Annotated in this window: 11 protein-coding genes; 7 read left to right on the top strand and 4 right to left on the bottom strand. The window is 40.0% G+C overall.

The window, feature by feature from the left end; genetic code table 11:
• Nucleotides 1–339: 339 nt before the first annotated feature.
• Nucleotides 340–1674: an FxLYD domain-containing protein gene (locus tag J2Z32_RS01525; RefSeq protein ID WP_210087363.1), complete on the top strand. Its 1335-nt coding sequence runs from the start codon at nucleotides 340–342 to the stop codon at nucleotides 1672–1674.
• A 35-nt stretch (nucleotides 1675–1709) separates the two neighbouring features.
• Complete coding sequence (locus J2Z32_RS01520) at nucleotides 1710–2921, top strand: S1C family serine protease (RefSeq protein WP_210087362.1); 1212 nt, start codon at nucleotides 1710–1712, stop codon at nucleotides 2919–2921.
• Between the two features lie 64 nt (nucleotides 2922–2985).
• Here the strand turns inward: J2Z32_RS01520 and J2Z32_RS01515 are convergent, their stop codons facing one another.
• On the bottom strand, nucleotides 2986–3651 hold the full coding sequence (locus tag J2Z32_RS01515; protein ID WP_210087361.1) for a GntR family transcriptional regulator: 666 nt from the start codon (nucleotides 3649–3651) through the stop codon (nucleotides 2986–2988).
• 279 nt (nucleotides 3652–3930) lie between these two features.
• On the opposite strand from J2Z32_RS01515, the gene uxuA reads away from it, so the two are divergent.
• Together uxuA and J2Z32_RS01505 are read left to right on the top strand one after the other, a co-directional pair.
• Nucleotides 3931–5007 (top strand): mannonate dehydratase, encoded by a 1077-nt coding sequence (uxuA, locus tag J2Z32_RS01510; RefSeq protein ID WP_210087360.1) that lies wholly within the window; start codon nucleotides 3931–3933, stop codon nucleotides 5005–5007.
• Nucleotides 5008–6615 (top strand): mannitol dehydrogenase family protein, encoded by a 1608-nt coding sequence (locus J2Z32_RS01505; RefSeq protein WP_210087359.1) that lies wholly within the window; start codon nucleotides 5008–5010, stop codon nucleotides 6613–6615.
• Nucleotides 6616–6996: 381 nt separating this feature from the next.
• Here the strand turns inward: J2Z32_RS01505 and J2Z32_RS01500 are convergent, their stop codons facing one another.
• A complete protein-coding gene (locus tag J2Z32_RS01500; RefSeq protein ID WP_342453904.1) occupies nucleotides 6997–8352 on the bottom strand; it encodes a PFL family protein in 1356 nt (451 codons plus the stop codon).
• Between the two features lie 29 nt (nucleotides 8353–8381).
• On the bottom strand, nucleotides 8382–8651 hold the full coding sequence (locus J2Z32_RS01495) for an ACT domain-containing protein (RefSeq protein ID WP_210087357.1): 270 nt from the start codon (nucleotides 8649–8651) through the stop codon (nucleotides 8382–8384).
• A gap of 171 nt (nucleotides 8652–8822) precedes the next feature.
• On the opposite strand from J2Z32_RS01495, the gene J2Z32_RS01490 reads away from it, so the two are divergent.
• The 3 genes from J2Z32_RS01490 (at nucleotide 8823) to J2Z32_RS01480 (ending at nucleotide 12447) form a co-directional block, all read left to right on the top strand.
• Entirely contained in the window at nucleotides 8823–9470 is a 648-nt protein-coding gene (locus tag J2Z32_RS01490; RefSeq protein WP_210087356.1) for an SMI1/KNR4 family protein, read from the top strand.
• Nucleotides 9471–9490: 20 nt separating this feature from the next.
• Nucleotides 9491–10306 (top strand): MerR family transcriptional regulator, encoded by an 816-nt coding sequence (locus tag J2Z32_RS01485; protein WP_210087355.1) that lies wholly within the window; start codon nucleotides 9491–9493, stop codon nucleotides 10304–10306.
• A gap of 209 nt (nucleotides 10307–10515) precedes the next feature.
• Nucleotides 10516–12447 (top strand): FAD-dependent oxidoreductase, encoded by a 1932-nt coding sequence (locus tag J2Z32_RS01480; RefSeq protein WP_210087354.1) that lies wholly within the window; start codon nucleotides 10516–10518, stop codon nucleotides 12445–12447.
• Between the two features lie 260 nt (nucleotides 12448–12707).
• On the opposite strand, the gene J2Z32_RS01475 is transcribed toward J2Z32_RS01480, so the two are convergent.
• Complete coding sequence (locus J2Z32_RS01475; RefSeq protein WP_342453897.1) at nucleotides 12708–14135, bottom strand: NTTRR-F1 domain; 1428 nt, start codon at nucleotides 14133–14135, stop codon at nucleotides 12708–12710.
• Between the last annotated feature and the right edge of the window lie 329 nt (nucleotides 14136–14464).

Genomic DNA, 14464 nt, shown 5'->3' with positions numbered 1-14464 from the left:
AATTTGTTTAATAAACCTTGCTCCGCATATAATGTAGGGTGGGTTTGTTTTGCGTGTGCTTACTAGCTAACTATTAAGTTTTTAGATATGATAGTGTCAAAATAGATTTACTAATGGCTCTATCAAATTAGTACCTGACAACAATAGAAGGCTGGCAGCTAGGATACAAAGAGTTGTTACGTTTGTTGTTAAAAACAAATTTCTTTTAATTGAAGTACAATGTATTGGTATGATTTTAAGATAGAACCTTATTTATTCCATAAAATATAGTGTTAGAGAATTAGAAAATTACACATGTAGAGAGAAAAGAGAGAAAAGGGAACGTGAGGGGGAGTTTTTTTGTACTGTCACGAGTGTGGAGCTAAAAATGAATCAGGCACTGCGGTATGTATAAAATGTGGAACCAAGTTAATCCAGCATGATGGTGTGGATTTGCTACATCAATTAGGATTTGGCAAAGCTACTTCGCAATTGGCGTCAGCAAAATCGGGGTCAGAAGTTGCATCGGCGTCAGAGTTAAGGAACGACGACTTAGAGTTAAATAAACAAGGTGCTCATCATGGACAAAATTCACAACATTCATATTCACAAATTTCAAGACGATCAACTAATACACAAAATCATAAAACAAAGCCTAAAGCTATAGCGTGGCTGATCCCTCTTTTAGTCCTAGGCGTAACGATCGTATCTTTAATGATGTATTATAAATATGAAATGGGCATTAACGAGAATGTAACAAAGTTACATGTGGAGGCCAATGAAAAAGCGCTAATAGGTGACTATCAGGAGGCAAAGCAGCTCATCGATACTGCACTAACTGAGCGACCACAAAATAAAGCTTTAATTAGTGATAAAAACATTTTAACAGAAGCGATTAACCTGCAAGTTCAGCTTGCAGAAGCAGCCAATGAGTTAAAAACGCAAAAAATCGATTTAGGCGAAAAATTGCTGGATAAAGTCACTGCTGGCTTAAAAGAAAGAACTGAACCTGTTTTTGTACCTTTGCATAAAGAGTTGGCAACGAATCACACAACACTTGCGGTGCTGAAGGTGAAGGCAGAAATCGAAAACTTAGATTCGGTAGAAGCTTTAGTTGAAAAGCTAGATGAGATCAACAAAATAGAAGGAAAAGAAGCGGAGGCTATCGCCAAGCAAATTAAAAATAAATTAGTGGATATAAGCTATAAGGCAGCGGAAGTAAAGCTAAAAAAAGCAGACTTTCCTAAAGCACTACAAATCGTAGATTATGGACTTTATCATGTACCTAATAGCAATAAATTAAGTGATTATCGTAAATACATTGTAGAAAAACGTGAAATGTTTGAACAAGCGGAAGCGAAACGAATAGAGCTAGCTGAACAGAAGGCGGCGGAGGAAGCCTTAAATAATCAAACCTCTGCTGTCCAAGTCATAGGCATTAATGCTGTATTAGACGAATATGGTGATCTGAAGATTACGGGCAAAATAAAAAATGTTGCGACCAGGCCGATTTATGATGTTGAATTAACGATTGATATTTATGATTTAGAGGGGAAATACATGAATCAAGTGAATGCTTATGTAGATCCCTATTATCTAGATACTAATGCCGTAGGTAGCTTTACAGCAACCTATAACAGCGCTTATGCAGAGGCAAGCGTCACTGCCAGTAATGCTACATGGTTTTTAGATTAACTTTGAATCAGGTTAGAAAAAGGAGGTGGATAGCGGTGTCTAAGGGAGCATGGAAAAGTGTTCTGTCCATTGTGGTTATTTTATGTGCAGGTTTTGCGGGAGCTTTATTGATTCATAACTACGCGGAGGATCAGCTTACACAAAAGCCGTTATTAGCCTCGTCAGAGGTAAAGGCCGTAAACAGTACAGATCCATCAAATTTATCGAACACATCAAACTCATCAAACAAATCAAACACATCGAATACATCAGATAAATCAGGTACGTCCAATCCATCAAATAATGAAAAACAACCTAAAACAAAAAAAGAAATCATCGAGGCGAGTCAAAAGCGTGTTGTCACGATTGAAAGTGCAGGAGGGTTAGGAACGGGTTTCTTATATAACAATCAAGGCGATTTGTTAACCAATGCGCATGTAGTCGAAGGTTATTCTGAGGTCACAGTTCGAATGTTAAATCACAAGGAATACAAAGGAACCGTGATTGGCATTGGGGATGACATAGATATTGCTGTTGTGCGTGTGCCAGAGCTAAAAAAGCTTGACCCCTTGCCTATATCCACGAAAAAAGCAGAAACGGGCGATGAGATTCTTGCTCTAGGTAGCCCACTTGGCTTAGAAAATACAGTGACGACTGGAATTATTAGCGGGGTAGGGCGTAACTTTGAAATTGAGCCCTATGTATATACCAATATGTATCAAATCTCTGCATTTATTACCCACGGGAATAGTGGCGGGCCACTTGTAAGTGCAACAACGGGAGAGGTGTTGGGGATCAACTCCGCCTCTGCGTCACAGGAAGCAGGGATTGGCTTTAGCATTCCAATTACACAAATTTTAAAGCAAGCAGAAGCTTGGACCAAAAAACCGATGAATGAAGCAATTTTGCAAAAAAATAGGGAGGGTTCTAACGCAGTTTCCACATCAGAGCAGCTTGTCACTTATTTTTATAATGCGATAAATTCAGGAGATTATGTTTCAGCTTATGCTGTCTTAGGCAGTCAGTGGCAAAGTGGCACCAGCTATGAAAATTTCCGTAAAGGTTACCTCTACACGTCTAGCGTTGTTGTAGAAAAGGTGGCAACAATCGAAGAAAATCTTGAAGGAGCAAAGGTATCTGCAGTCATTGAAGCAACAGAACGTCATCAGGATGGAACAGCTACACAGCGGTATGAAGTGAACTATACGTTGAGCTATGAAAATGGTGTCCTAAAGCTGCAAAAGGGTGTAGGTAAAAAGCTAAAATAATAGCAGAGTGTTGAGGTCTTAGAAGCCATCACAATGATGTGCTCTAAGACCTCTCTTTTTCTTTTTACACAGATGAAGCAGGCCCGATATATTTTGAAAACTCCATCTGAAAATCTAGTGAATTAATATCGTCCTTTAAATGCTGCTGAATCAGTGCATCTATTTTATCCACTTGCTGGTGTGCCATATATTCCAAAATAAGCTGATGTTCCTTTAAAATATCACTTAATTTTTCCCTCTTTAGCATGTGTAGTCTACGATACCTTACATAATGAACATTACGTTGTTGAATAATTTCCCACAAGAACTGCCGTCCTGCTAGCTTAAATAAGGTGTGATGGAAGGTGTCATCTAAGGCTAGAAAGGTATCCGTAGGCGCCTCGTTTTCAATCGCTAGAGCTTGTTCCTCCAAAATCCCCTTTAAAGTGTGTATGTTGGTGATCGATAGACGAGTGGTTAATTCTTTAATGATTTCCTTCTCCAAAATACTTCTTAAGTAAATGATTTGCTCCACCGATTCTAAATCAATGTAGGAGACGAAATTCCCTCTTTTTGGGTAAATATCTATATAAGCTTCTGCTGCTAGCTGCTTCAATACATCGCGTAATGGCGTTCTGGATAATTGAAAGCGTTCAGATAGGGCTGTTTCACTGATCATTGTGCCTGGTGTAAGTGCCATTGTCACAATTTCATGTTTGAGTATCGTAATAATTTGCTCCTTGGTAAACATTACATTCCAACTTTCAATTGAATATATTTGTTACTAGTATACATGTTATTGATGGTATGAAAAAGATAATTGATAAAACTTCAAACTTTTTTCATAAAATTAATTGTTATTTATTAGTTGACAACGCTTTATTCCTATATTATTATCAAGGAAAATCTTGTATACAAGATGAATGGAATGCTAGATTGTTAAAGTTGGTTTTAAAGGTTAAAGGCTGGAATAAGACGCTGTAAATCATTTGCTTACTATTATTTCGATGAATACAAGGAGGGCTTGGCAATGAATATGACATGGAGATGGTATGGTGAAGGTAATGACAATATTACACTTGACCATGTGAGACAAATTCCTGGAGTAATGGGGATCGTTTGGTCATTGCATCATAAGGTTGCAGGTGAAGTATGGGAAATGGAAGAGATCCAAAAGGTAGCGGATCAAATTACTGCAAAAGGCTTTAGCCCAGCCGTTGTTGAAAGTGTGAACGTACATGACGATATTAAAATTGGTTTGCCAACACGTGATAAATATATAGATATTTATATTGATACGATTCGAAAGTTAGCTAAAGTTGGCGTTAAGGTAATTTGCTATAACTTTATGCCCGTATTTGATTGGACACGCACTGAGTTGTATAAAGAGCTTCCAGATGGTTCTAATGCACTTTTTTATGAAAAAGCAGCAATTACAGATAATCCTCGTGAAATGGTAGATCGCATTCTTCAAGGTGCAGGCGAATTTACGATGCCTGGTTGGGAGCCGGAACGACTTGCCAAGCTAGATGAGTTATTTGCTGCCTATGCAAATGTGGACGAAGAAAAATTGTTTGAAAACTTAAAATATTTCTTAGAGCGAATCATTCCTGTATGTGAAGAGGTTGACATTAAGATGGCCATCCATCCTGACGATCCAGCTTGGCCGATTTTTGGCTTGCCTCGTATTATTCGGAGTCGGGATTCCATTCGTCGTTTCCTTGATATGGTGGATAGCCCTTATAACGGTTTAACCTTCTGTACAGGTTCACTTGGTACTAATCCAGAAAATGATCTGCCAGCGATGATTCGTGAATTCCATGACCGTATTTATTTCGCGCATATTCGTAATGTGAAGGTGTTTGACAATGGGGATTTCATTGAGGTCTCTCATCGGGGTAGAGATGGCAGTGTAGACGTAGCAGAGGTAGTAAAGGCTTACCATGAAAATGGTTATACCGGTTATGTTCGTCCTGACCATGGCAGACATTTATGGGGCGAAGAAAAAAATTGCCGTCCAGGATATGGCCTATATGATAGAGCATTAGGTATCATGTATATGCTTGGGGTATGGGATAGCTTGGAGAAAGCTAAGGGGGAAAAATAAATGCTACAGCTAAACCGCAAAAGCTTGGAAAATAAGACAGCTTGGGCAGCGGCAGGGATTGAATTACCTCAGTTTGACTATGAGCAAGTAGCAAAAAATACCGCAACTAACCCACAATGGGTGCATTTTGGAGCAGGTAATATTTTTAGAGGATTTGTTGCCCATGCGCATCAAAAGCTATTAGATAGTGGGAAAGCAAATACGGGAATTGTAACCGTAGATACTTTTGATTATGAATTGATCGATTCTGTATATAAAGCTTACGATAACTTGACTTTATTAGTATTGATGAGTGCAAATGGCACTTTCCATAAAAAGGTCATTAGTAGCATTGTTGAGGCGCTAGCGATTGAAAAGCAACGGAAGGAAGAATATGATCGTTTGTTTGCTTGTTTTGAAAACCCAAGCTTACAGTTAGCTAGCTTTACGATAACAGAAAAGGGGTATGCTCTGCATGATGCCCAAGGCAAATACCTTGATATCGTAGCTAAGGATATTGAAAATGGTCCTGAATATCCAATTCATTTGATGAGTATCGTGACCTCATTAGCTTATCGTCGTTTCCTAAAGGGACGGCTCCCAATGACATTCTTGAGCTTGGATAATTGCTCACATAATGGAGATAAGCTAAGAGCTAGTGTGCTAGCCATTGCAAATGAATGGGTACAAAGAGGACATGTTGAAGCTTCATTTATTCAATATCTAGAGGATGAGCAAAAAATAACATTCCCATTGTCCATGATTGACAAAATTACACCACGTCCGTCTTCCATTGTACAGCAGTCGCTTCAAGAGCAAGGTGTGGAGGGCATGGAGATTATCATAACCTCTAAAAATACGTATACTGCACCATTTGTAAATGCTGAAATTTCTGAATATTTAGTGATTGAAGATAAGTTTACAAATGGACGCCCAGCACTTGAGGAAGCGGGAGTCATTTTCACTGATCGTGATACTGTAAACAAGGTAGAGACGATGAAGGTCACAACTTGCCTAAATCCTTTGCATACCGCACTTGCAGTTTCAGGCTGTTTATTAGGCTACACTCTGATTGCAGATGAAATGAAGGACCCTAGCTTGCGTAAGCTGGTTGAAAATATTGGGTATGAAGAAGGGCTTCCTGTTGTGGTGGACCCAGGTATTTTGAATGCGAAGCAGTTTTTAGATGAAGTGATTCATGAGCGTTTTGCGAATCCATTTATTCCAGATACACCGCAGCGGATTGCAACAGATACCTCTCAAAAGGTAGGTATTCGTTTTGGAGAAACGATTAAATCCTATGTGGCTAGAGAAGATTTGGATGTTACAAGCCTAACTAGCATTCCGTTAGCCATTGCGATGTGGTGCAGATATTTATTAGGAATCAATGATGCTGGTGAGCCATTTGAATTAAGTCCTGATCCATTAATGGAGGTCTTGCAGCAACGCTTGCAAGGCGCTTCTCTCGGAGATACAAGCTCTAATGTTAAAGCGATTATTGAAGATGAGCAATTGTTTGGCGTAAATCTATATGAAATTGGGTTAGGTACAAAAATTGAAGACATGTTCCATGAGATGCTTGCAGGCGCAGGCGCGGTTCGTGAGGCATTGTTGAAATATGTGGGATAAATAAGGCTCTATTTATAAATCAGTACTTGACAGCGACTAAGAGGGTGGTAGCTACGCTTCAGAGCGTTCTTGCGATTGTGTTAAAATCATATTCCTTTTAATTGAAGTAGATGTATTGGTGAAATTTGATTTTAAAAGACAATCTTCAGAATCCCTCTGTCTCTTTGCTAGTTTGGGTTAGCGGTCAAGCACTGATTTCAAGATTGAGCCTAAAATAAACAGGGAAACCTAAAAGGAAAAAGAGTAATAAACTCTCTTCTGATTCCTAAGCGGTGTCCCTGTTTTTTATTGCATTATTAACTAGATTTAAGTTACCTAAATTAGTTAATTTACAATTAAAGTGCAATTATCTTTATAGTTTAGACTCTATTTTACATGTGATTAGTTTTTGAAGCTGTGAATTGGCGCAGGAATCCGTCCACCACGCTCAATGAAGCTTGCGCAGCTAAACGAGTTAACAGGCATAACTGGGGCATACCCCAATAGGCCACCAAATTCTACAATTTCACCAACATCCTTGCCGATCACAGGAATAATACGTACCGCAGTCGTTTTGTTATTTACCATACCAATCGCGGCTTCATCCGCAATAATTCCGGCGATTGTGGCAGGGGAGGTATGTCCAGGAATAGCGATCATATCAAGCCCTACGGAGCATACACACGTCATCGCTTCAAGCTTTTCTAATGTTAATGCACCTTTTTGAACCGCCTCAATCATACCATGATCTTCACTGACAGGAATAAAGGCACCACTTAGTCCACCAACATAGGAGGAAGCCATTACGCCACCTTTTTTCACGTTATCATTTAAAATGGCTAATGCCGCTGTTGTGCCTGGTGCACCTGCCTCTTCTAAGCCCATCACTTGGAAGATCTCAGCGATAGAATCACCGATTTCAGGAGTAGGAGCTAAGGATAAATCAATAATCCCAAAAGGAACACCTAGACGCTTAGACGTTTCCTGTGCCACAAGTTGTCCAACACGAGTAATTTTAAAAGCAGTTCGTTTAATTGTTTCACACAATGTTTCAAAATCCTTGTCTTTTACTTCTTCTAGTGCACGTTTGACAACACCAGGGCCACTTACGCCTACATTAATACAACATTCAGGTTCACCAGGACCATGAAAGGCACCTGCCATAAAGGGATTGTCCTCAACTGCATTACAGAACACAACGAGCTTAGAACAACCTGCTGAGTTATTGTCCGCAGTTAACTCCGCAGATTCCTTAATAATATTGCCCATCAGCTTGACTGCATCCATATTAATCCCGCTTCGAGAAGAGCCGATATTAACTGATGCGCACACTCTTTCGGTTACGGCTAAGCTTTCAGGGATACTACGAATCAAAATTTCATCACTTTTAGTCATTCCCTTTTGCACTAGCGCAGAGAAACCACCCAAAAAGTTGACGCCAACCTCCTTAGCCGCTTTATTTAATTGTTCAGCGATAGGGACATACGTATCTGTCTGAACACCACCTGCAGCAATTGCAATCGGCGTAACGGAAATCCGTTTATTAATAATGGGGATTCCAAATTGCTTTTCTAAATCCTCACCTGTTTTAACTAAATTTTCTGCAAGTCGGGTAATTTTATCATATATTTTTTGATTAAATACTTTTAAATCCGGATGACCGCAATCCATCAAACTGATTCCCATCGTGATGGTACGTACATCTAAATTCATTTCGCGAATCATCTTATTTGTTTCTTGAACCTCAACCAGTGAAATCATACGTAATCCCTCCAAAGGTAAGCAAATTATATACGGTGCATTGTGTTAAAGATATCCTCGTGCTGTAGCTTAATTTCGACACCAATTTCAACGCCGAGTTGTTGTAAATCCTCAACTAAAAGATCAAAGTTTTTAGTAGAAGCAGAGGCATCTACAATCATCATCATGTTGAAATACCCTTGGATAATCGTTTGTGAAATATCAAGAATGTTAACCTGTTGCTCAGCAAGATACGTACAGACTTTAGCGATGATCCCTACTCTATCCTTCCCTAATACCGTAATAATCCCCTTCAATATAACTGCCTCCCTTAATTGTACGGTTCCTTTACAGGCTTCCGAATGTGATTTTCAGATTATTATGTCAGAAAAAAGGTTAATGGGCAATGTGAGATGTCTTATTATGTGTAATGTTTTATAATTTAAGGAGAAATTAAGGCTCAACACTTTTACAAAGGGGGAGTAGTAGTGTCCAAGTTTGATATCAAAGAAAGCTTAACTGCATATTTTAATTCAGTCCCAGACTTTCTTATGAGACATGTTGAGGAAATGGTTCCGATGGATATGAGAAATGGTGAGGTAGATGAAGAAGGATGGACAGACTGGAAGATTGTAAACTCTACGATTACGATGGAAGAGATTGAGGTCATAGAGCAACAATATGAGATTAAATATCCTGAGCTGTATAAGCAATTTTTGAGGGCTTATCACTATGTTGAGTTACAGTTTAAGAATATTAAGGAAGGGTCTAGCTATAAGGGGGATTGCGCCTTTATTGAAATGCCAAGATTGCTTACAGGTGAGGGGTTGAGTGAAGTCATCAATCTAATGGAGAACTGGCATCCAATGTTATTAGCAGGTTATTTGCCCTTTGCAGTCGGAGAAGATGGACAAGGACCAATTTGCTTTGATTTACTGAACCCTAACGAACAAGGAGACTATCCTGTAATCTGGGTGCTCCATGATTATTTACATCAATTGGATGATACTCAACAAAATGGTGAGGCTATTCGTGCATTCCTCCATCCCTACATAAGAGAAATATTTCCTTCTTTTGAAGAAATGGCAAGGCTATTAATCGTACCTATGAGACCTAATAGGGATAACGATGAGTGAGGGAAATGGGGGACAAAAACTTGAAATATACGATTGGTCATTTTGCTTCAATTCTAGGTTTAACAACAGATACACTACGATTATACGAAAAGCATGATATTGTATGTCCACAAAAAGATGATCACAACCACTATCGTTATTTTAGCGATTTAGATGCGAGAAACTTATTGATGAGTCGCTGGTTTAGAAGTGCAGAGCTTTCTCTACAGGAAACCGCCGTTCTAGTAAATGAGAGCTCTTCGGCGTGCATCTTGCGTAGCTTTGAAGAGAGCAGGCGTAATATTCAGTTAGAAATAGATCGCAAGCAACGGTTATTAAATCGTATTACTGAAATAATGAATGAAATTAGTGAAGCGGAGCATACCCTTTATCAGTGTAACATTAAGGAACAGCGAGGTTTTTATCGCATTAAGCAAACAGATAAAAATGAATTGCTGCCTCCTGAAGATGGACTGCAAGAAACTGTTAGCCAATGGATGGAGTGCCTACCTTTTTTGTTTTACTCTTTTCGTATTGAAAATGCACAAGCTTTAGTAGAAGGCGGTCAAAATTTTGAGTATAACTGGGGAATTTCTTTGCCAGAAGATGAAGTTAAATTGATCAAAGAGGAGTGGCATACACTCATAGAATATATTCCTCCAGCGATTTGTCTTTCTTCCTACGTCACTCTAAATCAAGATGAAGATATTGCACCACAGCATTTCAAGCACATGGCAGACCAACTTCTTCAAGAAGGGTACACTTTGGTTAGGGATATTGTTGGGAAAATTATTTTTGTTGAAAAGACAAAACAACATTCGAAAACGTTTATGGAGGTAAATATACCGATTAGCTGAACTACATTGAATTGAAAAAAAATTATTGCATTTAAACTTACTCTCTTCCTTTTTCTGTTATTGACCTTGGTGTAGCTCCAATGTTTATAATCCAAACTGCATACAAGGCCATCTTATCGAATGTATTTAAGTGAAAAAAATCACAATTGGCGGTGGGTGCAATGAAAGGAAAAATTTGAAGCAGTAACATGAAAAGGGGAGAGCTAAAAATGGGGAGTAAAAAAGTAGCTAGTAAATTTTTGAATGTAATGTTGTGTTTGTTACTTGCGGTAGGAGTGCTTAGTGCCTGTACAGAAGCTCAGGAAACAAAGCAACAAGATGCCAGCTTTAAGGCAGGGACATACACAGGCGAGGCAGAAGGAAAGGACGGGAAAATTAAGGTTGAGGTGACAGTAACCGAGGATAGCCGTATCTCGGATATTAAAATTGTGAGTCAATCTGAAACAGGTGGATTAGGTGATGCTGCACTAGAAAAGGTTAAGGAGCAAATTATTGCAGATCAGACGTTAGCTGTAGATGCTATAAGCGGTGCAAGCCTATCCAGTAAAGCGATGATAGATGCTGTTGAAAATGCAATGCGGCAGGCAGGTGGAGATATAAAAGTATTAAAAACAGCACTTAAAAAGTCTGGTGAGGGTAAAACAGAACATTTAACGACAGACGTTATTGTAGTAGGAGCAGGTGCTTCTGGAGTGTCAGCAGCGGTATCCGCGGCAGATCATGGGGCAAAGGTAATTATCATTGAAAAGACAGCCAATATTGGTGGGGCAAGTAATTTGTCCTGGGCAGGGAAATTTTATAACTCAACTGAGGCAGTAAGCCAAGGGTTAAAGGTTGAGGTAGAGAAGGAAATTGCGGATTGGATTGTTAACAACCATTGGCGGGTAGATGCGTCTGCCATTCGTCAATATGTAACGAAGTCCGGTCAAACCTATGATTGGCTTAATGAAAAAGGATATGTAACAAAGTTTTTGAACTTTGGCGGTGAGCAGCTTCATGTATTACCACCGTATGAGTCGCGTCAAGCTACTTTAAGAAAAATGCTTGCGGCTTCTGTTGAAAAAAATGGAGGACAAGTGCTAACAGAAACAACAGCTAACAAGCTAATTACTAATGCTGAAGGTACTGTAACTGGTGTTCAAGCAGTGAGATCAGATGGTGCTACAATAGAAATTACAGCCAAAAGCGTCATTATGGCAACTGGTGGTTATGCTGCAAATAAGGAAATGGTCAAGAAAAGCTTTGGTTTTGAAGGAGTAAATGGTGGTTTAGGACAAAATGTGGGTGAAGGCTTAGAAATGGCTTGGGCGGCAGGCGCAAAGGTTCCAGACAATTTTGGTGGACAAATGCTGCACCAGACATTAGCTAGAGCTACAGAGAAATTAAAAAAACAATACACTCCTTTTGAGGCAAGTTATCCATTAATGTTGACTTATTTGCCTAACTTTATGAATGTAGGAAGTGCTGGAGCGCGCTTTAGAGATGAAGCGACAACACTTACTCCCGTTGCGGCGGCAAATACAAGTGCTTTTAATGGGGCTTATCACCTCGTAATTGTATCTAAAGCCCAGCTTGATGCGCTTACAGCGAAAGGGATGGATGGAATTCAGGCACCTAAGCTACCTGGGATGCCCCCTGAATTTTATGGGAACTTTAAGGATCAATTCAAACTAGATACGCCTTGGAACAACGCAGAAAAAGTATTTGAGAGTATGGTTGCCAATGGAGATGGCTTTAAAGGAAACACGGTTGAGGAATTAGCTAAAAATGCTGGAATGGATGAAGATACCTTCAAGGAAGCGTATGAACAATATCAAGAAGCGATTCAAGCAGGTTTGGATACTGCATTTGGCAAAAATAAAGCCTATCTTACAGAGATGGGTTCAGAAGGGCCGTATTATGCTATTATCGCAGAAATTAATAACCTTGGTTCAGTAGGAGGCTTGTTAGTGAACACGAAGTTTCAAGTGTTAAATGACCAACGTGTGCCTGTGAAGGGTTTGTATGCAGTGGGTCTTGAATCTGAAGGTGTGCTTTACAATGATACTTATGTAGGTAATGGGGTTGGTATTGGATATGCCTTTACCTCTGGACGATTAGGTGGGGAGAGTGCCGCAACAGGCTTTATGGAAGTAAAGTAACTAAAACAAAGGGGCGAGGATATAACACATTTATTAGTTGTTGGAGCTGAATAATATATATACTTTATTGTCCTATTAATAAAGATTAAAACGGATGAAGTGCTCCCATCAAAGTAGTAGTAGATGTTTTGTTTTTTCTACTGTCTACTTACAGGGAGCACTTCAAATTAAATCTGGTAACATAGTTCGTTTTTTTCTTGTGTTCCAGTCTCTTAATTATTAAAGCGAATGAGATAATTCATTTTTATTTGATCTAGATGTTAAACCGTAAAATCAGTTATATTCAAGTATCGATTAATGGCTGAGGCAGAAGTTAAGTTCGTAGCGGCTGTAGTAATAACACGTACCTCATAGGTGCTAGAAACAGTGGCAGGTGCTGTATCAACAAAGGTATTAGCAATTGGGAAGTCAGTAGTTTCCGCTTGAGCTCCGGATTGAATAAGTGTTCTTGTAGCAATCAAGGTTCCATCTCTATACAATCTAAACTCGGCAGTAACGCTCCACGCTGCACTAAATACACCTTCATATCCAAGTGCATAGTCAACCTTAATATTATCTCCTGCAGTAACATTTGCAGTTACAGATGCAACTGAAACTTCAGTATCTAATGGTGGAGCAACAGCTATAGTGCCAGCAGTATTTGAGAACGCTAACGCAGCTCCGGGTCCAGTTGCACCAGTTGCTCCCGTAGCGCCAGTGGCTCCAGTAGCGCCAGTGGCTCCAGTAGCGCCAGTTGCACCAGTGGCTCCCGTAGCGCCAGTGGCTCCAGTAATGCCAGTGGCTCCCGTAGCGCCAGTGGCTCCAGTAACGCCAGTGGCTCCAGTAGCGCCAGTGGCTCCAGTAGCGCCGGTGTCACCCGTAACGCCAGTGACCCCAGTGGCTCCAGTAGCGCCGGTGTCACCCGTAACGCCAGTGACCCCAGTGGCTCCAGTTGCCCCAGTGGTTCCAGTGACCCCAGTGGGTCCCGTAGCGCCAGTGGCTCCCGTAGCGCCAGTGGTTCCAGTAATGCCAGTGGCTCCCGTAGCGCCGGTGTCACCCGTAACGCCAGTGACCCCAGTGTCACCCGTAGTGCCAGTGGCTCCAGTAGCGCCAGTGACCCCAGTGGCTCCAGTAGCGCCGGTATCACCCGTAACGCCAGTGACCCCAGTGTCACCCGTAGCGCCAGTGGCTCCAGTAGCGCCAGTAGCTCCTGTAGCACCACCGCCACCGTTCACTAACGTGGCATCCATAAAGATGGCATCATCAACAACGATATTACTTGCAGTTGGTGAAGGCAAGAACGTAAATGAGAGCTGAGCATAAAGTGCTGTTAATGGAGCTGGAGTAGTCAAACCTTCGAATACACTCCACTCTTCAGTTGTAAAATGCCCTTCCTGTATAACAAGCTGAAGTCCAGTCCCTAAAAAATTGATACCTGAATCAAAATAATTCACAGAAATAACTACACCAGGACTTACACCACTGCCATTTCTTGTTAGTGATGCAGATACGTAATACCCTGCTCCTGGCTCAACGGTTACTGCTTGCTGAACGGATGGAGCAGACGCTCCATTTACTAACGTTGCACTTAAACTTCCAGTTTTAGCCGAAGCATTAAGTACAGCATTTACAGGAAACCATGAATCAAATCCATTTTCAAAACTACCATTAATTATTCTATTTCCTAAACGAATAGTCAGTTCAATCACCCCGTATAAATTGTTGTATAAACAAAAAAGCTTCATACTTAAATACATTCTATGTAAAAAAACTCCAAGCTTTACTAAAATGGGCGTTCATACTTTTAATTCCTACTTTGATTAAACTAGTATTTTGTTGCTAGTAAAAGATTAAGAATAATTTAATGGTTACAATGTGTATTGTAATTAAATAGAAATTAAAAAGGCTGGCGAGAAATTCTCAGCAGCCTTAATTTATAAGAAGATTTGATCAGATTTGCCCATATAGATGACGTAAAAAAATTCCTTATATCACTCTATGATTTAAAAAAAGGTGTTATTCCGCCCAACCATCATGC

Source organism: Paenibacillus turicensis (genome assembly GCF_017873435.1).
In the GTDB taxonomy this organism is placed as follows: Bacteria; Bacillota; Bacilli; order Paenibacillales; family Paenibacillaceae; genus Fontibacillus; species Fontibacillus turicensis.
The sequence above is the reverse complement of the archived record's forward strand: the minus strand, read 5'-3'. Positions and strand labels throughout refer to the sequence as shown.

What these genes read in the sequence shown, in the direction of transcription:
- J2Z32_RS01515 (WP_210087361.1), bottom strand. Translation starts at nt 3,651, where the DNA reads ATGTTTACCAAGGAGCAAATTATTACGATACTCAAACATGAAATTGTG.
- uxuA (WP_210087360.1), top strand. Translation starts at nt 3,931, where the DNA reads ATGAATATGACATGGAGATGGTATGGTGAAGGTAATGACAATATTACA.
- J2Z32_RS01505 (WP_210087359.1), top strand. Translation starts at nt 5,008, where the DNA reads ATGCTACAGCTAAACCGCAAAAGCTTGGAAAATAAGACAGCTTGGGCA.
- J2Z32_RS01480 (WP_210087354.1), top strand. Translation starts at nt 10,516, where the DNA reads ATGGGGAGTAAAAAAGTAGCTAGTAAATTTTTGAATGTAATGTTGTGT.